Here is a 23,009-nt window from a genome sequence, read left to right as displayed (position 1 = left end):
AAAATTATAGTTCTTTTCAATTGTTTTATTATAAGATTAGTCGATTGTTTTAATAAAAGCAAAAATATTATTTAGCTAAATACTTAAACCATTGTCCGAAATTTTTAAAAAAAAGATAAAGTGATGAAATTCTAAGTACTTTATTATTACTAACATAGTTTTTAATTTCATCTATGTTTTTTGTAGGAAAATAACCTAAATTCTTCCATGTATCAGCTTCTATGTAATAAAAATCTTTAAATGTTTTATAATTTTCTTGATTTACTAATTTCCATTTTTCAAAGAAAGAGTTATTAATTTGTACATTATGTCCCCAATTTTTTAATTTGAAAGCTAATTGGTCTTCGGTTCTTGATAAACATTCATGCAAAAGAATTTTATCCGTGTAAATTACCCTTGCTTTTGTCTTTCTGCCTACTTTGTAATTTGGATAGTTTGTAGCAAGTAAAACTCTTGTAAGATTTTCAACATACAATATTCCTTCATTAGTGTATTTGTACAAGTGAGTTAAAAAACAACCTATTTGAACAGGATTTTCTTTTGGGTTTTTCAAAAAAGAATCATACTTCCTAAGATCATTTATAAAACCTGAAAAATCTAAAAAGTATTCATCTGCATCAATTTGAATTAACCAATTTCCTATTCCCATTTTATCAGAAAGCATTTTTCTTTCTCTAACTTCGCATTCCATTGTAGTTAAACTTGACACGTAAAAATCATCTTCATATATAACAATTTTATTTTCAACATCAAATGCATCAATCCATTCAAAAAAAGTATCATCAATAGTAAAAAATTCACCGTTCCATGTTTTTCGTTCCTTATCAATAGCTAAAAAAATAGTATTAGATTCTTTGTATATTGTTGGTATCGAATTTTTTAATAGTTCATAATCGTACGAGACTAAATAACCTACTTGTATTTTTCCTAACATAAACATCAATTTGAAATTTGTTGCAATTTAGTATTAAATATCTATTTTTGTTGAATGAAAAAAGAATATGATTATTTAATAGTAGGATCAGGTCTTTTCGGTAGTGTTTTTGCGCATGAGGCAACAAAAGCGGGTAAAAAGTGTTTGATTTTAGATAAAAGAAAACACACCGGAGGAAATATTTATTGTGAAAATATTGAAGGGATAAATGTCCACAAATATGGCCCGCATATTTTTCATACCAATGACAAGAAAATATGGGATTATGTAAATCAATTCGTGAATTTTAATCATTTCGTATATTCGCCTCTATCGCTTTCAAAGGGTAAACTTTATAATCTACCTTTTAACATGAATACCTTTTATCAGCTATGGGGAACCAAAACGCCGGCTGAAGCAAAAAATAAAATTGAGCAGCAAATTAAGGAATTTGGAAGCGACAACCCTAAAAACCTCGAAGAACAAGCACTTTCATTGGTGGGAAAAGACATATACGAAACCTTGATCAAAGGGTATACTGAAAAGCAATGGGGCAGAAAGGCCACCGAACTGCCTGCTTTCATTATTAAAAGACTTCCCGTTAGATTTACTTTTGACAATAATTATTTTAACGATCGCTACCAAGGAATCCCCATTGGAGGTTACAATAAAATTATAGAAAATTTATTGGAAAACATTGAAGTGAAACTTGATACAGATTATTTCGAAAACAAAGAGTACTTTGAAAATATCGCAACAAAAATTGTTTTCACGGGGAAAATTGACGAATATTTTGATTACCGGTTTGGAAAACTAGAATATCGCTCGTTGCGATTTGAAACACAAATTCTGGATACCGAGAATTTTCAAGGAAATGCAGGCATTAACTATAATGACATTGAATATCAACATACGAGGATCGTAGAGCATAAACATTTTGAATTTGGCAACCAAAAGAAAACTGTAGTGACAAAAGAATATCCTGAAAATTGGACGTCCGAAAAAGAGGCTTATTATCCTATTAATGACGAAAAAAATCAAGCGATATATCTCAATTATAAAAAGCTTTCCGAAACCCTTAATAATGTAATTTTCGGAGGCAGATTGGCAGAATACAAATATTACGACATGCACCAAATAATTGCATCCGCATTAATTAAATCTAAAAAAGAACTAGAAAATGGTTAAAATTTTTACAGTTACACATAAAGAGACCCCTATTTTATTTAACGAATTGCATATCCCGATACAAGTCGGCGAAAATGTAGACATTGCAACAAATATTTTGCGAGACAACACGCTCGATAACATTGCTAATAAAAACAAAAACTACTGTGAATTAACTGCTTCTTATTGGATTTGGAAAAATATTACGGATGTTGAATACGTTGGAATCTGTCATTACAGGAGGTATTTTAATTTTTTCAATCCCTTTTATAATTTCCAACCTTCCGCTCAAAAAAAAATTAAGATTGATGATTTTAAAAAAACAAAATTAGTTAAAACTGATGGAGAAATTTTAGAAAAAAAAATCATTAAAATACTCTCGGAGTACGATGTAATTCTTTGTAAACCATATAAATTTAAAAATACTACACTGACTCAAAACTACTGTGAAGATCACCGAAAAGAAGATTGGGATTTAACAAAAAAAATAATTAGTGAGAAGTACCCGCAATACAAAGAAAGTATTGTAACCCATTTAGACGAAGGTCGACTGTTTCATGTAGCAAATATGATGATTTGTTCCAAGAAAATTTGGGATGATTATTACACCTGGCTTTTTTCTATTCTATTTGAATTGGAATCTAAAGTCAGTATTCCCAAGGATGACTATCAAGCACGAATTTTCGGGTTTATATCTGAAAGATTAATTAATCTATATGTTTATCATAATAAATTAAAAATCAAAGCAATTCCCACTTATAAAATAATCGATCTATAATCATGGATATCAACCAAGAAATACACAATGCTTACGAAGTCATAAAAAATGGAGGAATCATCCTCTACCCCACTGATACCGTATGGGGAATTGGTTGTGACGCCACAAATCCAGAGGCTGTCGCTAAAATTTACAAACTCAAGAAAAGAGCCGAAACCCAAAGCATGATTGTTTTGATGAATGGCGATAAAATGATTTACAATGTATTCAAAGACATTCCGGAAGTAGCCTGGCAAATTATGGATTTCTCTGACCTGACCGATAGTGAACTGGCAAATCAAAACCCAACCACTTTAATTCTGGACAAACCACGAAACGTAGCACCCAATTTAATTGCAGCTGACAACTCACTAGGAATTAGACTTGTAAAGGAACCTTTTTGTTTTAAATTGATGGAAAAAATGAAAAAACCGTTGGTTTCCACATCGGCAAATATCTCCGGACAACCTACTCCAAAAAGTTTCAAAGAAATCAGTCCTGAAATTATAAAAGGCGTGGACTATGTTGTAAATTTGCATCGCGAAAAAATTGCCGAAAAACCATCTACAATTATAAAATTGACAAGTGATTCTCAGGTAAAAGTGATTCGGAAATAATTGTTTTTTTACCGCTAATTCACTAATTCAATTTTAAAAATGGATGATTTAATTTATAAAGATGAATGTTATAAAATTGTTGGACTCCTGTATGAAGTACACAAAAATCTTGGTAAAGGTTTCTCTGAAATAGTTTATAAAGATGCCTTAGAATTGGAATTTAATGAAAATAATATTCATTATGAGAGGGAAAAAGAATATTCTGTTAGTTATAAAAATTCAATTTTAAAACATAAATTTTATGCAGATTTTATTATCCATGACAAAATAATTCTTGAAATAAAAACTGTCGAATGTTTTAACAATAGTCATTACAATCAGTGTTTAAATTATTTAAAAAATTCTGGAAACAAACTTGCAATATTGGTTAATTTTAACTTGACCTCTTTAGAATACAAACGTATCGTTGATACCAAAAAATAATTAGCGAATTTGCGGTAATAAAAAATGAACTACAAAACAGCCTTACATAACAAAATATTCGAAGTAATTTCTCAAGCTTCTCAAGAACTTAGCGTTGACAGTTATGTGATTGGTGGTTTCGTAAGAGATTTACTTTTGAAGAGAGACTTTAAAAAAGACATTGATATTGTTGCCGTGGGCAGCGGAATTGAATTGGCTTTAAAAGTGTCACAACTGCTTCCTAACAAACCAAAAGTTCAGGTTTTCAAAACTTACGGAACAGCGATGCTGCGTTTTGAAGACACCGAAATTGAATTTGTTGGAGCCAGAAAAGAATCCTATAATTTTGAAAGCAGGAATCCAGTTGTAGAAAACGGCACCTTAGAAGACGACCAAAACCGTCGTGATTTCACCATAAATGCACTGGCTTTATCTTTGAACACCGCTAATTTTGGAGAACTCTCCGATCCTTTTAACGGATTGGAAGATTTAAAAAACAAAATAATCAGAACCCCTTTGGATCCGGATATTACTTTTTCTGACGATCCTTTGCGCATGTTGAGAGGGATTCGTTTTGCAAACCAATTGGGATTTGAAATCGAAGAAGATTCGCTGAATTCGATAACCAAAAATGCGGAACGAATCAAAATTATTTCCGGAGAACGCATTGTCGATGAATTGAATAAAATACTTTCGACAGACAAACCCTCCGTAGGATTCTTGCTATTGTTCAAAACTGGACTTTTAGATATTATTCTTCCAGAATTGACTGCTCTGAATCAAGTGGAAGAAATTGAAGGCCATACCCATAAAAATAACTTTTATCACACGCTGGAAGTTGTCGATAATATTTGTCCGCATACTGATGATGTTTGGTTGCGCTGGTCAGCATTATTGCACGACATAGGTAAAGCACCAACGAAACGTTTTACTAAAAAACAAGGCTGGACCTTTCACGGACATGAATTTCTTGGTGGCAAAATGGCAAAAAAGATTTTTGAACGTTTGCACATGCCGTTGAATCAAAAAATGAAATTTGTGCAAAAAATGGTCATGATGAGTTCACGACCGATTGTTTTATCCCAAGATACGGTAACGGATTCTGCAGTGCGCCGTTTGGTTTTTGACGCTGGCGAAGACGTTGAGAATTTAATGACACTATGCGAAGCGGATATCACAACGAAGAATCCAAATAAATTCAAGAAATACCACAATAATTTTGAAATCGTCCGCCAGAAAATTGTAGAAGTCGAAGAACGGGATCAGGTACGTAATTTCCAGCCACCAATATCAGGTGAAGAAATTATGGAAAAATTTAACTTAAAGCCTTCAAAAGAAATCGGAATGCTGAAAGAAGCCATAAAAGAAGCCATTTTAGAAGGAGAAATTCCAAATGAATATGAAGCTGCTTTTCAATTTATGCTAAAAAGAGCCGCAAAAATCGGATTAAAGATTAACGCTTGTTGAATTAACAATTAATTACATTTCAAATATCTTTGCAAAAATTAATTTCAAACAATGAAAAAAGAGAATAATTACGTTATCATTTGGTTGTTATCAGGATGCTTATTATTGTTTATGATGGTTGTAGTGGGAGGAATTACCCGATTGACCAATTCCGGTTTATCAATGACCGACTGGCATTTAGTAACTGATACTTTTCCTCCTTTAACAGAAGAAAAATGGTCACACGCTTTTGAAGAATATAAAAAATTTCCGGAGTACCAAAAAATAAACATCCACAATGATTTTACGTTAAGTGATTACAAATTCATTTATTTCTGGGAATGGTTTCACCGTTTTATAGGGAGAATAATAGGTTTAGCGTTTATCCTTCCTTTTATATATTTCTTGTTCAAGAAACGTCTTTCGACAGAGACTATAAAAAAATGTGTTGTTCTACTATTCATGGGTGGTTTTCAAGGATTTCTGGGCTGGTTTATGGTACGTAGCGGATTAATCGACAATCCGGATGTAAGTCATTTTAGATTGGCATTACACCTTACATTTGCTTTTATAACGTTTGCTTACACACTCTGGGTAGCTTTGGATTTAATCTACCCAAACAAAGCGACAGCTATACCTCCATTACGAAATCTCGCGCGTGTCGCATTAATTTTTCTAGTTATCCAAATCATTTATGGCGGGTTTGTTGCGGGTTTAAATGCGGGTTTGATTCACAATCATTGGCCGCTGATGAGTGATGGTCAATTCATTCACGAGAGTGTCTTTATAGAAAAAAGCACCTTGTTTTTAAATCTTATCGAAGGAAAAAGCGGCGTTCAGTTCGTACATCGAACTATGGCGTATGTCGTGGTAGGATTAATTCTTGCTCTTTATTTTACAAGCAGAAAATACACTCTTTCCTCACTTCAGAAAAAAGGAATCAATATATTGGTGTTGATTGTCTTCTTGCAATTTGCATTAGGTATCCTTACTCTGCTTTACAGTGTCCCACTTTGGTTGGGATTACTACATCAAGTGATGGCTTTCTTTTTATTAACGGCAATGACATTCACTTTACACCGATTATCTAAATAAGAAATAAACATAACCCATGGTTTAAACCGTGGTCAATTCAAAATAACACCTGACTATATTGTCGCATTTCTTTGTTTACCAACATAAATGTCTAAACTTGCTGCTCAAGATAAATTTTTAGATTTATCAGATTATGGAAGACCATTTGGAAAATTTCTTGCCAATCAATTAAAAAACACTCGGTTTACCCCTATTCATGTCACCTTACTTTTTGGTGTTTCGGGCTTGATTGCTATTTACTGTATTCTGCAAGGAAGTTACTATTTCGCAAGTTTTTTTATCATTTTGAAATCAATGATTGATGCAGCAGATGGTGAACTGGCACGCTTAAAAAACACGCCTTCTTATACTGGAAGATACTTGGACAGTGTATTTGATATCATCTTAAATTTTCTGCTTTTAATGACTATTTGTTATGTTTCAAAAACATCATTTTGGGTTACTATTTTGGCTTTTATCGGCATCCAATTGCAGGGCACTTTATACAATTACTACTATGTGATTTTAAGAAATAAATCCGTTGGCGGAGACACTACCAGTAAAATTTTCGAGTACAAATCACCCAGAGCTTTACCCGGCGAAACCCAAAAATCTGTCGATATTCTGTTCCGTGTTTACACCCTCGTTTATGGAACATTCGACAAGATCATTCACACACTTGATAAAGAAGCTTACAAAGTAAAAACGTTTCCTAATTGGTTTATGACGATACTTTCTATCTACGGTTTGGGCTTCCAACTATTGATAATTGCGGTAATGTTACCTATGAATTTAATTGAATATATCATTCCGTTTTTTATACTTTACACGGCACTCATTTTTGTTCTAATTGGAATCCGAAAAACATTTTTAAAGGTATAAAAGCACTATAGACATATTCTATACTAAATACCTAATTCGCTAAAAAAGAGCTATTTAACACCTATTATATACTTTATCTATTTAATACCATTATCAGCCTATCCAACTCTTGAAATCAGAAACCTTTTCTCTACTCACAATTACTTCTTCGTCTTTGTAAGAAGGTAAAATAACTTTCAAACGGGAGTTGCTGTAGACTACAATTTCTTTAATTGCTTTAAGAGGAACTATGAATTTTCGGCTTACCCGATAAAAATCCTTTGGATCTAATTCCTGTTCCAAAAGTTCTAAAGTTGTTTCTATTAAATAATTCCTATTGTCAAAAGTATGCAAATAGGTTCCTTTATTTTCACTAAAAAAACACTCAATTTCATCGGCAGAAATCACCTTTAAATGTTGGCCTATTTTTACAGAAAATCTTTTTTTGTAATTTTTTTCAAATGGATTAGACAGCATTTTTTTGATTTGTTCAAAATCCAATTGTACTGTTTCCAGTTTAGGCAAACGCGCCTTAAATTTTGTAACGGAAACCTCTAAATCATCTTCATCAATAGGCTTCAAAAGATAATCAATACTATTCAATTTAAAAGCCCGTAAAGCATACTCATCATAAGCCGTGGTGAAAATCACAGCACTCTTAATTTCAACTTTATCAAATATTTCAAATGACAATCCATCCGACAATTGAATGTCTAGAAAAATCAATTCCGGATGTTCATTATTAGAAAACCAATCAATTGCTTCTTCTACAGAATGCAACATCACTCCTACTTGAATATTTAGTTTTTCTAATTTTCGCTGCAGTAATCTTGCAGCTGGTTTTTCGTCTTCGATTATTATTGTCATCATTTAATATTGAATCGTTTATTAGGTTATTTTGGTTTACTGAAAATTGCGGCTGAACACTTATTTCACTCCCATTTTTCACTTTTCTCTTTCTCCATCAACTCCTTGATTTTTTTCTCTTCCCAGTTTCTTCCAAAAATCCAATTGGGCAAGAAAACAGAAAATCCGTGTACCACTATTCCTATTCCCCAAAAGAATGCAGTAAAGAAATTCTCTATTTTGAAATAGCTTTCTCCCGGATCCAAATCTCTAACATTGAGGAATACAATCATTATATTTATGGCTATATATACTATTAAATGCGTATAAAACCCTTTCAATCGCTTGACTTCTCGTTGGGCGGCAGTGTATTTGTCTTCTGGCTGAAATCCTTCAAACTCAGAATTAAAATTTCTTTTCATTTTACTGATATTAAGTGTCATTTACTATTTAAAAAAAGCAATTCAATTGTAATAGAAGAATTGTGACTTTACGTCCAGGTATCTTTTCTCTCATTTTCTTTATCCATAAACTCTTTGATTTTTTGTTCTTCCCAATCTTTACCAAAAAATGGCATATAATTAAAGACTTTCATGCCATGAAAAATTACTCCAATTCCCCACCCTAACATAGGCCAAAAAAACCATAAATGCTCGGGAGATGTCACTAAATTTATAATTAAGAGAGCAATATTAAAGACAATATAGGCTGTTAAGTTCCCATAGAAACCTTTAATTTCTTCCACTTGTTTTTTTGCTTTAAAATAGCGCTCTTCGTTTTGATATGTATTTTCCATAATTTCTTATTTAATTTTTTTACGTTTATAACAGCTCATATTCTTATTTCCAAGTTTGTTTCTGCTCCTCTTTGCGCAAAATTTCTTGAATTTTTCTTTGTTCCCAATTAGAACTGTAGCCAAAAACCTTTAAAGCATGCATCGTCAATCCAAATCCCCATCCGGCTGCAGAAAACCAAAACCATTGAAAATGTGGCGAAAAAGTTAAATTGATATAAATTAAAAACGGAATAACACAACAGTAAGAGATCAAGTTTCCGTAAAAACCTTTAAGCTCATCCACTCGTTTTTTAGCTCTGTAATAAGCCGTATCTTCATTGAAATTTGTAGTTGTTTCCATAACTGTAATTTGTTTTGTCAAAAGAGGTATTTTGACTGTAAATGTTGTTTCATTTTGAATAACCAAGACTTTTCTGTTGGTTATAATTCCATACCTGTTGACGATATTTTGCAAACCAACACCTTGACGATCTTGCAATACTTCTTTCTTTTGATAATCATTCTGGATTGCTAAATAATCGCCCTCAACATAAATCCGAATGTGCAATGGCCTTTGTTCACTTACCACATTATGCTTCACTGTGTTCTCTAATAAAAGTTGCAAAGAGAGCGGTACTACTTTGGCTTCTGTCATTGTGAGGGACGAAGCAATCCCATCATTTTGGATTGGCAATTCATAAAACAAGCTGTTCTCAAAACGCATTTTTAATAAATTCATATAGGTTTTGGCAAAAGCCAGTTCTTCTTCCACTGGAACCAATTCCTTGTCTTTTTGTTCTAAAACATACCGGTAAATTTTAGATAATGAAGTCGTAAATCGTTGTGCATTTTCTGGATTTTCTTCAATAAGAGCACTTAAAACATTCAAACTATTGAAAAGAAAATGGGGATCTATTTGATTTTTTAAACTTTCAAACTTAGCATTTGCGGTTCCTGCGATGATTTTCTGTTCTTTGACTTTATTTTCATTGTAAGCTTTATAAAAATGCAAAGCGTGAACGCCTAACAGTACAATAAAAGTAATAATTGATGATTCTATATAAGCCTGAGGAGTTTCATTGGACAAAAATTCTGAAAATGAGTTTCTTTCTATAATTACTTTTATAAAAATTCGCAACAAAAAAATCACAAATAAGGTGAGAAAAAAAGAACTTACAAATCCAATTAGTATCCGTTTTGGAACGTAAATATTATCTTTAAAAACTTTGTCCAAAAATACGAACAAAGCAGCATTTACAAGATACAAAGTAACACTATAAAGCATACAATATAAAAAGTAAACGTACAATCTAGGACTAAACACCTCACTCCCAACAGTAATAAATTCAATAAGAAACGACACTAAAAAAATTATAACCCCAATAAATAAAGCTTTTAGTAATTGTGGTTTTATATACATTATTCTCTTTTTTTCAATAGTTTTTATTCTCTATTTTTTTCATTAAAATGACTAATTCGAAACAATCAACTGAATTATTTACAATTTTTCTGTGCTGCTAATGCTCTGTCCAATCCCCATTTTGGAGAAAAAGGTGTTTCAGGTTTAAAAGTAGCAAAAAGTCCGATAGCTTTTTCAATTTGCGCACACATTGGTTTGGTGTCTGTTCCCCAAAATTGAGCGCTATCAATTTCAAATTCGGCTTTACCAAAAACAACTCTTGGGTTTTCCGGAGCAATTGCTTGTGCTTTTCCGTACAATTCCATAACCGTTCCGGATAATTTTTGTCCGTTTGTCATTGGGTCAAAAGCAATCCAAGCCGTATGAATCATTGCTTGCATAACCAATAATTCGGCATTATTTGGATTTTTATCCATTTCTAAATCTAATGATTTTTGCGCTTTCGAAAGTAATAAATTCATTTGATCTTTATCTTTTGTTCTAAAAGCAGTTGTGGTATTCACCAATGCAACATAATAATTTGGCAACCAGCTTGTTTTTTCAGCACCGGAAATTCTTTCGAACAAATCAGAAGCTTCCGTGTTTTTTCCTTCGCCCCATAATTGGAATGCTTTTCCCATACCTTGTTCGAATTGCCCTTGAGCCGATAATAAACTACAGATAAAAAATGCGATTGTGGTGATAATTTTGGTCATGATTTCTTGTTTTTAATGGTTGTTTTTTTGATGATTGAAACATTGTGTTATTTATACTTCAAAAGTATCTCGGTTTTCATTGGATTAAAATTTATAAATACTGAACTGTCAATTTTGATGGATGAATTGTGTGTCAGTCGAAAGTCATAAAGTCGAAAGTCTTAAAGCCGAAAGTCATAAAGTGGAATGAATTTACGTTTATTAGGATTTTATACCTTTGACATTATGACTCGTTTTAAAGATTTTTCAACTGATTGTCTTTTTTATCGTTGCTAATCGTCCAAAAGAATCCTACGAAGAAAAAACGATCGGCCGTAGGAATAATTGCTTTTCTGTTATAAAAGCCCGCATTATCCGGATTGTTCGCATATTCGTAGCCAAAAACATTTTGACTTCCTAAAACATTCGAGACCGAGAAGTATAAAATCTTTTGCTGTGATAGCAAATACGCCCAATTGAAGCTCAAACTGTTGTACGATTTGGTTTTTCCATTCATAAATTTCGTTTCATTTGGATTGTTGTAGGGTCGTCCGGAACTGTATGAATTCGTGAAACCTATTTGCGATTTCCAATCGTTTATCCAGTATTTAGTAACTATCGACAAACTGTGATCCGCAACAAAACTTGGTGTAACTTGAAAACTGAAATTTTTATAATCTCTTTCGGTATCAATGTAGGAATAGGAAACCCAATATTCTAAATTTTTGATTGATTTTCCATCTCTCCAAAACAAATCCAAACCTTTAGCATAACCAGAACCGGTATTATTGTAAACCGAATTATATGCGGCCATTTGGGTGTCGAATTTTACTAAATCGCGATAGTCTTTATAATAGGTTTCGGCACGAAATGTTTTCCCGTTTTTATGGTATTGAAAATTCAAAATGTAATGCGAGGCTTTTTCGCTTTCAAACTGATTGTTGTTGGAATATTTAATGTATTCAGCACTTGGAGTTTGAGTAAAATCGCCATAGGCAAATGAAAACTGACTGTTCTTTGCCATTTTATACGCAAATGAAATTCGGGGGGAAATAGCGGTTTCGTTCAGCAAATTGTTATTCGAAGCTCTTAAGCCTACTTTTGCAGCCCATTTTTTAGAGAAGAAAACATCAGCTTCCGTATAAACAGCCGCAATGTTTGCATTGTAGCCATTGGTGAAAACCGACCCTGAATTTTCGTTGAAATCTTCATTGAACTGGGTAATAAAATAATCTGCTCCAAAGGAAATTTTTACTCTTTCAGAAAAACTTTTTTTCAATTTTAATTTCAAATGAGCCGCATTTTCATCATTCGCCACTTTATCTGAATCTAAATTTATTTTGTTGTTGCTGTAGCCATAACTCAATCCAGTAGTAATTTGCCAATTGTTCCCAAAAACGCCTTTGTAAGACGAATTTAAATAGAAATTATTGTTATTTAAATCAACTCTGATTTTCTCCGGCGAATTGATATTTTCCTGATTAATATCAAATTTTGAAGAGTCAAAAGCAGCGTATACTTTCAAAATCCCATTATTAAAATTATAACGGTACACCGTTTCTCCAGACACCGATTGAAAAGGACTATTCCAATCCACATTTTGTGGAATCAAAGCCTGATAAGGTGCTAAATTGATGTAATTCGCATTTACGCTCAACGAACTTTTTTTCCATTTTTGGGTATTTCCAATTCCTAAACCCACAGTCATCAATGCTATTTCAGTTTTATTTTGGTCTGGGTCATCTTGTGTATTCAACAATAAAACACTGGATAACGCTTCGCCATATTCCGCTGAATAGCCGCCTGTAGAAAATGAAATTCCGCTGAACAGAAAAGGAGAAAACCTTCCTCGTGTAGGCAGATTATTCGTGGTTGCACCATAAGGTTGCGCCACTCGAATCCCATCAACGAAAGTTTGTGTTTCATTAGCCTCGCCGCCACGAACAAACAATCGCCCGTCCTCACCTACCGTCTGTGTTCCTGGCAACGTTTGCAAAGCCGCAATAATATTTCCCGCAGAACCCGCTGTAGTTACGATGTCTAATGGTTTCAAAACCGAAACTCTAGCTTTATCGCCCGCTTCTAAAGTTCCAGCCGTAATCACAACTGCATCTAGCGACGTAACGCTTTCTCGTAATTTGATAGTTTTATTTTTAAAATTAGCGACATCAATTATGGTTTTTAAAGTTTCATAAATCAGGAAACTCACCACCAAACTCTGATTTCCAGTTGTCATAGTCGTAAAACTAAAATCACCCGTTTCACTGCTGGAAGCGCCGTCATACGTTCCTTCGATAAAAATATTAGCTCCAGAAACCGGTTTTCCTTTTTCATCTACCACTTTCCCGGAAACTGTATTTTGTGAAAAAATAGTCAAGCTGAATAATAAAAAGGCAAATAAAAAAATCGAATTAAAACTTTTCTTGAAATGATTTGGCTGCTTAGTACATGTTAGTTTCATCGTATTTAATTTTTTTATAAAGCAAATGTATTTTAGAAAAGAAGGTGGCAAAACAATACAATACTGAACTGTTGAAATACGAGGATGAGTTGTAATAATTTTAATTTTAGATTATATTTACAACGTACTATTGCCCTTCAAAAGCAGGATCAGCATGAGGGATAGTAGTGAAAATCCTTTCTTGGCAAGCTGTTAAAGCGAGACAAGAAAGATTGTAACGAATAGCCCGACCGGAGCTTTTGCGCAGGGCATGCCCAAAAACAAAAAAACTAAGTATGGAAATAAAAACCGAAAAAGAGAAAATGATTGCCGGAGAATATTATTTAGCAGGCGATCCTGTTTTAGTAAAAGACAGGCGAAAATCTAAAAATTTGCTCCACCGATTAAATGTTGTGGAATACAGAATAACTAAAAAAGCACGGGAAATTCTAAAAGAACTGATTCCCAATGCCGGAGCAAATCTATATATTGAACCTCCATTCTTTTGCGATTACGGCTACAATATCAGTTGTGGGGAAAATGTGTATTTTAATGTAAACTGTGTTGTTTTAGACTGTGCCAAGGTCACTATTGGTTCCAATGTGTTTTTTGCACCGGGCGTTCAATTGTACACCGCCACACATCCGCTGGATGCTGAACTGAGAAAAACGCTGGAAAATGCCTTACCAATCACCATTGGTGATGATTGCTGGATTGGAGGAAATTCCGTTATTTGTCCTGGAATCACTATTGGAAATGGCTGCGTTATTGGTGCAGGTTCAGTGGTTACTAAAGACATTCCTGATAATTCTTTGGCAGTAGGAAATCCGGCAAAAGTGATCCGGCAATTAAATCAACAATAATATGATCCAACTTAACAAAATTCATCATATTGCCATTATTTGTGCCAATTATCAAAAATCTAAAACGTTCTATACAACTGTTTTAGGACTTACCATTATTCAGGAAATTTACCGTGAGGAAAGACGATCGTATAAACTTGATTTGGCACTTAACGGAGAATATGTAATAGAATTATTTTCTTTTCCAAATCCGCCAAAACGTTCTTCCGCTCCTGAAGCGGCAGGAATGCGTCATTTAGCTTTTGAAGTAGATGATATTCAGAAAACACGCGATTATTTTTTGAATCAAAACATCCCTTCCGAAGAAATACGCATCGATGAATTTACCCAAAAAAAGTTCTTCTTTATTGCCGATCCGGATGAATTACCTTTAGAATTTTATGAAAAATAAGATGCTTCCTAAATTTAAAAGAATAAAATAATACCAGAATCGCAAAAGAAAACCATGCCTTTCTTTTTTTAATTCTAATCTGGCTTTGTTTCTTTATCTTTGCAACATTGAGTTAAATTCTTTTTATTACACTAATAAAGATTCCATCCCCCTTTTAAATGAACACTACTGCAAGAATAAAAAAAAATTATCGCTTCATTAAATTCCGAAAATTAGTTATTGTCTCTGTTTTGATTGGTTTTCTTTCTGCTTTTTTAGGTGTTATTTTAAAAAATGCTACAGAATATTATGAGGAAATATTTTTTCATCAAGCGACTATCAATCCACTATTCTTAGTTATTTTTCCCGTATTTGGATTGTCGATTATTTATTTTCTTAGGGAATATTTATTCAAGAAAAAGGAAAACAAAGGCATAAAAGAAATCTTTGAAAGCACCAATTCTAAATCTAAAAATTTACCCAGTTATAAAATCCCTTCTCATTTCATTAACGGATTATTGACCGTCGTTTTTGGCGGTTCCACCGGGATAGAAGTCTCAACTGTTGTGGCTTCGGCAACCATTGGCTCCGTTGCTCAAAGAAAGCAAAATGTGTTTAGACAATACAAAACTGAATTGATATGTGCCGGAATTGCCGCTGGAATTACAGCTATATTCAGCAGCCCGATCGCTGGAATTCTTTTTGCGATAGAGGTTATTTCTAGAAAAGTCACTCGAGCATTCTTACTTAGTAACTTGATTGCGGTAGCCATTGCTTTTGGGCTGGTATTTTTATTGGACGAAAAACCACTGTTTGCAGTAAATATTACAACTTGGCATCTTAAAGCCATTCCCTATTTTATTCTTTTAGGCATTTTGTCAGGATTGAATTCTGTGTATCTAACGCGCAGTGTATTGTTTTTCAAAGCCCAATTTACGAGAATAAAAATTCCATATTTCAAAATTATAATAGGATCGCTGATTTTAAGTTCCTCTTTATTCCTGTTTCCACAGCTTTATGGCGAAGGATATCATGCTATTAAAACTATTTTTGTTAGTTCGAATGAAATGTCATTGACTTTCCCTCTGGCACTAACAATCATTGGCATCATCATCCTGAAACCCATTGTAACATCAGCCACACTTGCTTCAGGAGGAGATGGAGGTGTTTTTGCACCCAGTCTTTTCATGGGTGCTTTTTTAGGATTGCTTCTTGCTTTAGTTACAAACACTTATTTTAATGCTCATGTAATTCCGATAAACTTTATTATCATGGGGATGGCTGCCGTTTTAAGCGCAAGTATTCATGCCCCTTTTACTGCTATTTTCTTAGTTTGTGGTTTAACGAATGATTACACTTTGTTTATTCCTATTTTGTTGGTTTGCTTAATATCAAAATATACGGCAAAAATGATTTACCCTTTTACCGTTTATTCCTATTCGCCAAGTTTAATAAAATAATCTCCTATGCACGTTCAAAAAATAAAAAGGAGTTATCGCAAAACCAAATACATCCTCTACAAGGAGACTTTGGTTGATTTCAAAGAACATTCCTGGGCTTTTTTGGGTTCTTTTATTGGCATTGGAATAATAGCCTATTTGCAATCAAAAGCTTTACCAGAATCTGATGTTATATATTTAATTGGATCCTTTGGCGCATCGAGTGTATTGGTATATGGTGTGATTCAAAGTCCATTAGCACAGCCTAGAAACCTTATTGGAGGCCACCTGGTTTCAGCAATTATAGGTGTAACAATTGCTAAATTTGTCCCTGATATTCTATGGTTATCCGCACCGCTTGCAGTTTCCTTGTCTATAGTTTTGATGCAAATGACAAAGACGCTTCACCCGCCGGGAGGTGCCACAGCATTGATAGCCATAATTGGCTCCCCAAAAATTAAAGAACTGGGATACTGGTATGTGCTGTATCCTGTGCTAACTGGCTCACTCATACTCCTTGTTATTGCATTGATTGTAAATAACATGACATCAAAAAGACAATACCCAAATCATAAAAAATACCACCAGTACCGAAAAAGAGTAGCCCGTGTATTTAAAATAAAAAAACTGTAACTTTTTATTCAAATAAGTGATTTGAAAACAAAATACACTTTCCTTCTTTTCTTCAAAAAGACTTTGACATTGATGTATTCCTTTCTCGTGCATACGCAAAAATCTTATTAACAAATCTGAAATCTGAAATCTAAATCTAAAATTATATTTTACCTTTGGACTTTTAATATAAATAAAGATTATGGTTTATAAATTTAGAGTGATTCTAGACGCGGAAGAAGATGTTTTTAGAGACATTGCAATACTTGAAGACGATACTTTAGAAGATTTACACAATGCTATTTTCAATTCTTTTGGTTTTGACGGGATGGAAGTAGCTTCTTTTTATACTTGTGATGAGACTTGGAACCAAGAAGAGGAAATTTCACTTTTTGATACCGGTGATGTTCCCGGTGAGCAAAAAATCATGAGTGACTATCAATTATCTGATATTTTAGACAAACAAAATACCAAAATTCTTTATGTCTATGACTTTATCAATATGTGGACATTCCTTGTAGAACTTGCTGCTGTAGAAGACCAAGTGCTGGGTAATTTATATCCGGAAACTATTTTTTCTCACGGGGAAATGCCGGATGAAGCGATGGAGAAAAACTTTGAATCTGACAATGCCGATAACTATAATGATGAATTTGAAGATGGCTTGGACGAAGATGATCTGAACATGTTTGAAGGCGATGATAGTTTTGAAGACTACGGATTTGAGGAAAATTGGAATTAGCCCTCTCCCCAACCTGCTCCAAAGGTGAGGGGAGACTAACCATATAAAAATAAAATGAATGTCCGTATTGATACCCAATGAACATTTTTTTACGTGGCTTTCTTTGTTAGGTATGATTCCAGACAATTATAAAAAAAATCAACAAATACAAAATTACGTCTCATCTACCCCTCCTTAGGAAGGGACTGAGGGGAGGAAATCTTATAAAAAACATGATCAACTTATATAACACACACATCGAGAACTTATCCATTCATAGAGTGGGTAATAAAAGCAGAAACGAAGCCATTTTTTTATCAGAGCAGCCCTTTAATTTAAATGATGAAATTGTTCCCTTGATGAAAGAATTTTTCTTTAAACCCTTTAGAGAAAAAGAAGAAAACTATTTTCAGTTTGCCCATGAAATTGATTTGGATTACAATGATATGTTCAAGTTTGCAACAGAAGTTTTTGACAATCCAAGCAGCGTTCATGAGATTTCTAAAAAAATCACAACCCACTTATTTGAGCAATCCAATCATCCGCATATCAAGAATGGCGAAGTGTACGTTACATATTTATCTAACGTAAGTATTGATAATAATGTCGTGGATGCGATAGGGATTTTCAAAAGTGAAATACAAGCAGATTTCTTGCAGTTTGAAGAAAAAGCAACCCATTTAGAGATGATTTTGCAACAAGGTGTGAGTTTAAACAAGTTAGATAAAGGCTGCATCATTTTTAATTATAAAAAAGAGGAAGGATACAAAATCCTGACTGTTGACAGCAACCGCTACGATGCCAGATACTGGCTAGAGCATTTCTTATCAGTAGATGCTTTTGAGGATGAAAACTTTATCACTAAAAAGTATTTAAAATTTTGTCAGAACTTTGCTAAGGATGTTGTTTTCCCAGCCGAGGACAAGAAAGAAGAAGTAATGTTCATGAACCGTTCCGTGAACTATTTTGCCAAAAATGATCAGTTTGAAGAAACTAATTTCCTGAACGAAGTTTTAGACAATCCAGACCTTATTCCTGAATTCAAGAACTACAAAATGGACAAAGGAGAAAAATACAGTATTGAAGATGTTACTTCTTTTCCAATTGCAAATGCAGCAGTTTCTGATGCTAGAAAATCAATCAAAAACATCATTAATTTAGACACACACATCCAAATTAAAATGGATTTTATCAATCCTGAAAGTGCTGAAAAATATGTTGAAAAAGGATGGGACGAGGAAAAACAAATGTACTACTATCTCGTTTATTTCAACAAAGAAGAGAAGAGCTAGTTTAAGTTTACAGTGTTCTATTGCCGTTTAAAGCACCAATAATGATATCAATCTCCAATTACGAAAGTGTAATTGGAGATTTTTTTTAGAAATAAATGCAAAAACCAACCTTGTAAATTTACGGTTCTTAAAAACTACCAAAAATGGCGCATCCATTTTTCAAAGAAAGTCCGTTCAAAACCTTGATTTCATTTCATAAGCTTATCGAAGCCTTGGAAGAAATTGCGGGTGCCAACGTAGATTGTCACGCCAATTATGCCAAAGCATTACTCCTAAAAATCGAGCGTTTTCCAGTTTAAACTAGGTGATTTTTTTAAAACACAGCAATACCGTGATTCAACTGAAAAACAAGGAAATTTATACTTTTGTTTTGAATAAAGTACTGGTTTTGAAATTTCTGGTAATAAAATGAAAAGCTGCACTCATGATACCGCCCATTGATTTTGCACTTTTAAAATTCAAATCATTGGTGTACCGATAAAGCTCTAATCGCAATTGTTCAATATGTGCCTCGGGAGCAATTACGTCCTCGCGCATAATTTTCAACAACCGCTTGATCCTGTTTTCGGCAGAAAGGATTCTTTTGGCTAAAACGGCTCTTTCTTCATCCTTATATTGCTCTATGGAACTGTTTTGAAGCTTTTCTTTAACTAATTTTACCATGGGGTAATTTTCTTTAAAAAACTGAGGACGGTACACTTTGAAATTTCCTTCGTAGCATTGCTGATCAAAATCAATAGCACGTATTTTATAGACCACTTGATCAAAATCATGGGTGGGCACAATTACATAATTATAGGAACGCATATCCCCTAATAATCGAATCATACAGCGCTCATTGAACTTGACAAATTCTTTGGCTATTTGCGCTTTTTCGGTTTCGGTGCAATCAATGAGCAGTGTTTTCATAAACACATCACCAGGAATCCCCATAATATGCTCTTCTATTAAAGTGTCTTCATATACTAAAAAATTTATTTTGTCCGGAGAAAGAATATGCTCTAACTCCAGTCCGTAAATACGAGAAGCATCTGCTTTTTTAATATAAAAATGGGTGTAATTATCATTTAGTATATTCCTGACTTTTATTCGAAAAGGTTTTGAATTTCCAAAAGTGCAGTAATCAATGGAATCCACATTCAAGAATTTGATAATCCCCAGATTACCGTCAGAATGGAGTAGTGAATAGATTTTTTTTAGATTCAAATCAATTTCTTCTCGCTCAAAATCATTGTAGTATACCCGTATCCATAACGTATCCTGGTCATTTTTATCATAGACCGTTATTGATCCGGAAAAACGCAATAAGTCATCGTAAAAAATAGAAACTTTTGACAAGCGATCAAACCGTCCCAAGTATTCTAAAAGTGATTTATTTACAGGATAGGATGGTTTTTTAAAAAGCATTACTGGCTCACTCATTGAAAAAAAAATTTAATACAAATTTACGATAAATTAAGGCGTTGCTTGCGATTAGTTTCTAAAAGATATTTTAATAAATTCTCATTTTTTTTCATAAAATAAATACTGACTAGACAATAAAATAAGATATAAATAGCAAAACCATCATTTTATGTTAAAAATATTTGATACAAAAAAAAATAACCTTTATATTTGGTAGTCTCCAAGACTCTTTAACTATTTAAAACCTACTGATGAAGAACAAACTAGAACTTTATTTCAGGGCGGCTCAATCAGCTAAGATTGGAATATGGAAAATGGACCTGCAAACGAATCACATTTTTTGGGATGCGGTTACAAAATGTATTCTGGAAGTTCCTGAAAATTATGAACCCATAATTGGGAATGGAATTAATTTTTACACCATGGGTGAGAATAGAGACCGAATCAAAGTTCTTATTAATAGTGCAATAAACCACGGGATTCCATTTAGTGATAAATTTGAGATTACGACCGCAAAAAACAATATCAAATATGTAGAATGCATTTGTCAAGTCGATGTGATTGATGGAAAAGCAGTATCTCTACTAGGTACTTTTCAAGACATTACAAAGGAGCAAAATCTAATCAATGAACTTCAGCTCAGTGTTGAAAAATTCTCTTCTGTTTTTTCCAGTGCCAATGATGCAATCCTAATTATAGATACCTCTAATGGTATTATTACAGACTGTAATTCCAGATCCACCGAACTTACCGGATATTATGATTCGGAAATCAAAGGAATACACCATTCGAAACTGTTTCCTATGACATTTAGAAAAGAGCTTCGTTTTTTCTTGAAATACAATTTAACAAAGAATGAATATACTGTCAACGAAACATCCTTAAGGACCAAATCTGGAAAATCAATTGCTGTTGAAATTGCTTCAGGCAAAAAATTTATGGTGGACAACATTACCTATTTAGTCTGTTTTGTCAGAGATATCAGCGAAAGAAAAAATGTTGAAGCAAAAATGAGTTTGCTTTCCCTAGCAGCCTCCGAAACTACAGACACCATTGTAATTGCAAATCCTAACGGTGAAGCAGTATGGGCAAATCAGGCTTATTTAGACCTTACAGGGTTGAAAATGGAAGAAGTAATAGGCCAAAAACCCGGCTATGCCTCTAAAGGTCCAGAAACGGATGAACAAGCCTGCGAATTCCTGCGAAAGGCAATTCAGAATCAGGAAAGTATAAAAATCACCATTCTTAATTACACTAAAAACAAAGAAAAATATTGGTTTGAACTTAATATAACAACGGTATTTGACAGCCATAATACCTTTATTCATTTCATAGGCGTAGGCCGAAATGTAACCTCAAGAATTGAAAAAGAAATAGAGTTAAAAAAATTATTGGATATTACCAACATTCAAAATAATAAATTATACAATTTCACGCATATTGTTTCCCACAACATCCGCTCCCACACCAGCAATCTATCTATGGTAATTGATGTGATAGATCATACCGATGATATTACTGAAAAACTATCTTATTTTGATTTATTCAAAGAAGGCACCCAAAAACTCTCTGAAACAATTGAATATTTGAATGAGATTATAACCATTCAGCAAAAAATAAATATTGAAAAGAAAGGAATTCGCTTAAGGCAAGAAATTGAAAAAACAAGAATGGCTTTGAGTCAGGCCATCAAAGAGAGTCAAATAGTAATTACTCACACCATTCCTGACCATTTGATTGTAAATGCTATCCCCGCTTATTTAGACAGCATATTACTTAACTTATTTACCAATGCAATTAAATATAAATCCCCCCATAGAACTGCAACTTTAGAAATTAGCTACGAAGCTAAAGACAATTACAGCATTATCAATTTCAAAGATAATGGTTTGGGATTAGATTTAGAAAAAAATGGTCACAAGCTTTTTGGTATGTACAAAACGTTTCACGGCAATGAAGACGCGAAAGGAATTGGATTATTCTTAACCAAAAACCAGCTGGAAGCCATGGGTGGAAAAATTGAAGTAGAAAGTGAAGTGGGGCAAGGTTCTAATTTTAAAATTTATTTATATGAAGAATAAATTAACATACATCATTGACGATGATAAATTAAATGTAAAATTGATGAGCATTCTCATTTCTAAAAATAAGTTTTGTGACGAAATTGAATCTTTTCATAATCCCCAATTAGCCTTAGATAAATTAAAACATTGTTTTGATACTAATGAAAACCTGCCGGACACTATTTTATTAGATTTAAATATGCCGGTCATGGATGGTTGGCAATTTTTAGATGAATTTTTGCTGATAGCCTTAGAAAAAAAAATTATAATTTTCATCATGACATCCTCAATTGACCCTAATGATATTGAAAAGACAAAAAAATACCGTGTAGTAAAAGACTATATCGACAAACCTATTACGGCACAAAAATTAGATTTATTACGTAAATTAATCGAAGAAATAAACTAATATGAATTTTAGAGTACCAAAATCATACCTTATTCGTCCTATATAAAATTATAAAGATGACCCCTTTGGAAACGATACTCTTTATTAAAAATCTCCACAAACGTTATGGCACACTTCAAGCTTTAAAAAACGTTTCTTTCGAAATACAAAAAGGTAATGTATACGGGATTCTAGGTCCTAACGGCAGCGGGAAATCAACTACTTTAGGAATTGCGCTGAATGTGGTCAATAAAACCTCCAGTGTATACCGCTTTTGGCGGGACAATGGAAACTCATGAAGCCTTGAAAAAAGTGGGTACCATTATTGAAAGACCTAACTTTTATCCCTACATGACGGCTAAGGAAAACTTAAAGTTGGTTTGCAAAATCAAAGGAATCCAATCTGCAAAAGTCAGTGAAAAGCTGGAATTTGATACTGGCAAAGTAATAAAAGGCGATTTTTCA

The 23,009-nt window shown here is 33.3% G+C and carries 24 protein-coding genes and 1 pseudogene; 17 read left to right on the top strand and 8 right to left on the bottom strand.

All coding sequences use genetic code 11. The annotated features are described in order from the left end of the window. Positions 1-67: 67 nt before the first annotated feature. Positions 68-934, bottom strand: a complete 867-nt coding sequence (locus tag EKL96_RS07785) for a hypothetical protein (RefSeq protein ID WP_231507423.1) — start codon at positions 932-934, stop codon at positions 68-70. Between the two features lie 54 nt (positions 935-988). On the opposite strand from EKL96_RS07785, the gene glf reads away from it, so the two are divergent. The 7 genes from glf to EKL96_RS07750 all read left to right on the top strand — a co-directional run bounded on the left by glf (position 989) and on the right by EKL96_RS07750 (position 7,258). After that, positions 989-2,101 (top strand): UDP-galactopyranose mutase, encoded by a 1,113-nt coding sequence (gene glf / locus EKL96_RS07780; protein ID WP_126460467.1) that lies wholly within the window; start codon positions 989-991, stop codon positions 2,099-2,101. After that, the gene (locus EKL96_RS07775; RefSeq protein WP_126460464.1) at positions 2,094-2,858 is read left to right on the top strand and encodes a DUF4422 domain-containing protein; all 765 of its coding nucleotides are present in this window, start codon (positions 2,094-2,096) and stop codon (positions 2,856-2,858) included. Before glf ends, EKL96_RS07775 begins: the two co-directional genes overlap by 8 nt. Before the next feature lie 2 nt (positions 2,859-2,860). Next, entirely contained in the window at positions 2,861-3,454 is a 594-nt protein-coding gene (locus EKL96_RS07770) for an L-threonylcarbamoyladenylate synthase (protein ID WP_126460460.1), read from the top strand. Between the two features lie 39 nt (positions 3,455-3,493). Then, positions 3,494-3,877 carry a GxxExxY protein gene (locus EKL96_RS07765; RefSeq protein ID WP_126460457.1) on the top strand — a complete coding sequence of 128 codons (384 nt, stop codon included), beginning with the start codon at positions 3,494-3,496 and terminating at the stop codon, positions 3,875-3,877. 24 nt (positions 3,878-3,901) lie between these two features. After that, the gene (locus EKL96_RS07760; protein WP_126460441.1) at positions 3,902-5,323 is read left to right on the top strand and encodes a CCA tRNA nucleotidyltransferase; all 1,422 of its coding nucleotides are present in this window, start codon (positions 3,902-3,904) and stop codon (positions 5,321-5,323) included. Positions 5,324-5,374: 51 nt separating this feature from the next. After that, complete coding sequence (locus EKL96_RS07755) at positions 5,375-6,397, top strand: COX15/CtaA family protein (RefSeq protein ID WP_126460437.1); 1,023 nt, start codon at positions 5,375-5,377, stop codon at positions 6,395-6,397. Positions 6,398-6,484: 87 nt separating this feature from the next. Further along, on the top strand, positions 6,485-7,258 hold the full coding sequence (locus tag EKL96_RS07750; RefSeq protein WP_126460434.1) for a CDP-alcohol phosphatidyltransferase family protein: 774 nt from the start codon (positions 6,485-6,487) through the stop codon (positions 7,256-7,258). A 93-nt stretch (positions 7,259-7,351) separates the two neighbouring features. Here the strand turns inward: EKL96_RS07750 and EKL96_RS07745 are convergent, their stop codons facing one another. The 6 genes from EKL96_RS07745 to EKL96_RS07720 all read right to left on the bottom strand — a co-directional run bounded on the left by EKL96_RS07745 (position 7,352) and on the right by EKL96_RS07720 (position 13,413). After that, positions 7,352-8,107 (bottom strand): LytR/AlgR family response regulator transcription factor, encoded by a 756-nt coding sequence (locus EKL96_RS07745; RefSeq protein ID WP_126460431.1) that lies wholly within the window; start codon positions 8,105-8,107, stop codon positions 7,352-7,354. A 62-nt stretch (positions 8,108-8,169) separates the two neighbouring features. After that, the gene (locus EKL96_RS07740) at positions 8,170-8,505 is read right to left on the bottom strand and encodes a 2TM domain-containing protein (RefSeq protein WP_126460428.1); all 336 of its coding nucleotides are present in this window, start codon (positions 8,503-8,505) and stop codon (positions 8,170-8,172) included. A 68-nt stretch (positions 8,506-8,573) separates the two neighbouring features. After that, a complete protein-coding gene (locus EKL96_RS07735) occupies positions 8,574-8,879 on the bottom strand; it encodes a 2TM domain-containing protein (protein ID WP_126460425.1) in 306 nt (101 codons plus the stop codon). Positions 8,880-8,922: 43 nt separating this feature from the next. Continuing rightward, the gene (locus tag EKL96_RS07730) at positions 8,923-10,278 is read right to left on the bottom strand and encodes a histidine kinase (RefSeq protein WP_126460422.1); all 1,356 of its coding nucleotides are present in this window, start codon (positions 10,276-10,278) and stop codon (positions 8,923-8,925) included. Positions 10,279-10,352: 74 nt separating this feature from the next. Further along, positions 10,353-10,973 carry a hypothetical protein gene (locus EKL96_RS07725; protein WP_126460419.1) on the bottom strand — a complete coding sequence of 207 codons (621 nt, stop codon included), beginning with the start codon at positions 10,971-10,973 and terminating at the stop codon, positions 10,353-10,355. A 235-nt stretch (positions 10,974-11,208) separates the two neighbouring features. Continuing rightward, positions 11,209-13,413 (bottom strand): TonB-dependent receptor, encoded by a 2,205-nt coding sequence (locus tag EKL96_RS07720; RefSeq protein ID WP_126460417.1) that lies wholly within the window; start codon positions 13,411-13,413, stop codon positions 11,209-11,211. Positions 13,414-13,694: 281 nt separating this feature from the next. On the opposite strand from EKL96_RS07720, the gene EKL96_RS07715 reads away from it, so the two are divergent. The 7 genes from EKL96_RS07715 to EKL96_RS14190 all read left to right on the top strand — a co-directional run bounded on the left by EKL96_RS07715 (position 13,695) and on the right by EKL96_RS14190 (position 18,988). Next, positions 13,695-14,255, top strand: a complete 561-nt coding sequence (locus EKL96_RS07715; RefSeq protein ID WP_126455241.1) for a sugar O-acetyltransferase — start codon at positions 13,695-13,697, stop codon at positions 14,253-14,255. 1 nt (position 14,256) lies between these two features. Then, positions 14,257-14,646, top strand: a complete 390-nt coding sequence (locus EKL96_RS07710; protein WP_126460414.1) for a VOC family protein — start codon at positions 14,257-14,259, stop codon at positions 14,644-14,646. A 158-nt stretch (positions 14,647-14,804) separates the two neighbouring features. Then, complete coding sequence (locus EKL96_RS07705) at positions 14,805-16,085, top strand: chloride channel protein (RefSeq protein WP_126460411.1); 1,281 nt, start codon at positions 14,805-14,807, stop codon at positions 16,083-16,085. Positions 16,086-16,091: 6 nt separating this feature from the next. Continuing rightward, positions 16,092-16,697, top strand: coding sequence for an HPP family protein (locus EKL96_RS07700; protein ID WP_126460409.1), 606 nt, complete (start codon positions 16,092-16,094; stop codon positions 16,695-16,697). Between the two features lie 181 nt (positions 16,698-16,878). Further along, positions 16,879-17,418, top strand: a complete 540-nt coding sequence (locus EKL96_RS07695; protein WP_126460406.1) for an IS1096 element passenger TnpR family protein — start codon at positions 16,879-16,881, stop codon at positions 17,416-17,418. A gap of 212 nt (positions 17,419-17,630) precedes the next feature. Beyond that, the gene (locus EKL96_RS07690) at positions 17,631-18,689 is read left to right on the top strand and encodes a nucleoid-associated protein (protein ID WP_126460403.1); all 1,059 of its coding nucleotides are present in this window, start codon (positions 17,631-17,633) and stop codon (positions 18,687-18,689) included. 143 nt (positions 18,690-18,832) lie between these two features. Beyond that, entirely contained in the window at positions 18,833-18,988 is a 156-nt protein-coding gene (locus EKL96_RS14190) for a hypothetical protein (protein ID WP_158614849.1), read from the top strand. 58 nt (positions 18,989-19,046) lie between these two features. Here EKL96_RS14190 and EKL96_RS07685 read toward each other — a convergent pair whose 3' ends face one another. After that, positions 19,047-20,111: a hypothetical protein gene (locus EKL96_RS07685; protein WP_126460400.1), complete on the bottom strand. Its 1,065-nt coding sequence runs from the start codon at positions 20,109-20,111 to the stop codon at positions 19,047-19,049. A gap of 233 nt (positions 20,112-20,344) precedes the next feature. Between EKL96_RS07685 and EKL96_RS07680 the strand changes: the two genes are divergently transcribed. From EKL96_RS07680 to EKL96_RS07670, 3 genes and pseudogenes are all read left to right on the top strand, one after another. Beyond that, entirely contained in the window at positions 20,345-22,174 is a 1,830-nt protein-coding gene (locus tag EKL96_RS07680) for a PAS domain-containing sensor histidine kinase (RefSeq protein WP_126460397.1), read from the top strand. Next, entirely contained in the window at positions 22,164-22,565 is a 402-nt protein-coding gene (locus EKL96_RS07675) for a response regulator (RefSeq protein WP_126460394.1), read from the top strand. The genes EKL96_RS07680 and EKL96_RS07675 overlap by 11 nt, the downstream gene beginning before the upstream one ends. 65 nt (positions 22,566-22,630) lie before the next feature. Then, positions 22,631-22,973 (top strand): annotated as a pseudogene (locus EKL96_RS07670) (ATP-binding cassette domain-containing protein); the annotation flags it as partial. Positions 22,974-23,009 lie beyond the last annotated feature (36 nt).

This window comes from Flavobacterium sp. LS1R10 (genome assembly GCF_003968825.1).
GTDB lineage: Bacteria > Bacteroidota > Bacteroidia > Flavobacteriales > Flavobacteriaceae > Flavobacterium.
Note: the sequence above shows the minus strand (reverse complement) of the source record. Positions and strands in the feature narration are given on the sequence as shown.

Coding starts and splice junctions, on each gene's coding strand:
- EKL96_RS07785 (WP_231507423.1), bottom strand. CDS start 934: ATGTTAGGAAAAATACAAGTAGGTTATTTAGTCTCGTACGATTATGAA.
- glf (WP_126460467.1), top strand. CDS start 989: ATGAAAAAAGAATATGATTATTTAATAGTAGGATCAGGTCTTTTCGGT.
- EKL96_RS07775 (WP_126460464.1), top strand. CDS start 2,094: ATGGTTAAAATTTTTACAGTTACACATAAAGAGACCCCTATTTTATTT.
- EKL96_RS07770 (WP_126460460.1), top strand. CDS start 2,861: ATGGATATCAACCAAGAAATACACAATGCTTACGAAGTCATAAAAAAT.
- EKL96_RS07765 (WP_126460457.1), top strand. CDS start 3,494: ATGGATGATTTAATTTATAAAGATGAATGTTATAAAATTGTTGGACTC.
- EKL96_RS07760 (WP_126460441.1), top strand. CDS start 3,902: ATGAACTACAAAACAGCCTTACATAACAAAATATTCGAAGTAATTTCT.
- EKL96_RS07755 (WP_126460437.1), top strand. CDS start 5,375: ATGAAAAAAGAGAATAATTACGTTATCATTTGGTTGTTATCAGGATGC.
- EKL96_RS07750 (WP_126460434.1), top strand. CDS start 6,485: ATGTCTAAACTTGCTGCTCAAGATAAATTTTTAGATTTATCAGATTAT.
- EKL96_RS07745 (WP_126460431.1), bottom strand. CDS start 8,107: ATGATGACAATAATAATCGAAGACGAAAAACCAGCTGCAAGATTACTG.
- EKL96_RS07740 (WP_126460428.1), bottom strand. CDS start 8,505: ATGAAAAGAAATTTTAATTCTGAGTTTGAAGGATTTCAGCCAGAAGAC.
- EKL96_RS07735 (WP_126460425.1), bottom strand. CDS start 8,879: ATGGAAAATACATATCAAAACGAAGAGCGCTATTTTAAAGCAAAAAAA.
- EKL96_RS07730 (WP_126460422.1), bottom strand. CDS start 10,278: ATGTATATAAAACCACAATTACTAAAAGCTTTATTTATTGGGGTTATA.
- EKL96_RS07725 (WP_126460419.1), bottom strand. CDS start 10,973: ATGACCAAAATTATCACCACAATCGCATTTTTTATCTGTAGTTTATTA.
- EKL96_RS07720 (WP_126460417.1), bottom strand. CDS start 13,413: ATGAAACTAACATGTACTAAGCAGCCAAATCATTTCAAGAAAAGTTTT.
- EKL96_RS07710 (WP_126460414.1), top strand. CDS start 14,257: ATGATCCAACTTAACAAAATTCATCATATTGCCATTATTTGTGCCAAT.
- EKL96_RS07705 (WP_126460411.1), top strand. CDS start 14,805: ATGAACACTACTGCAAGAATAAAAAAAAATTATCGCTTCATTAAATTC.
- EKL96_RS07700 (WP_126460409.1), top strand. CDS start 16,092: ATGCACGTTCAAAAAATAAAAAGGAGTTATCGCAAAACCAAATACATC.
- EKL96_RS07695 (WP_126460406.1), top strand. CDS start 16,879: ATGGTTTATAAATTTAGAGTGATTCTAGACGCGGAAGAAGATGTTTTT.
- EKL96_RS07690 (WP_126460403.1), top strand. CDS start 17,631: ATGATCAACTTATATAACACACACATCGAGAACTTATCCATTCATAGA.
- EKL96_RS14190 (WP_158614849.1), top strand. CDS start 18,833: ATGGCGCATCCATTTTTCAAAGAAAGTCCGTTCAAAACCTTGATTTCA.
- EKL96_RS07685 (WP_126460400.1), bottom strand. CDS start 20,111: ATGAGTGAGCCAGTAATGCTTTTTAAAAAACCATCCTATCCTGTAAAT.
- EKL96_RS07680 (WP_126460397.1), top strand. CDS start 20,345: ATGAAGAACAAACTAGAACTTTATTTCAGGGCGGCTCAATCAGCTAAG.
- EKL96_RS07675 (WP_126460394.1), top strand. CDS start 22,164: ATGAAGAATAAATTAACATACATCATTGACGATGATAAATTAAATGTA.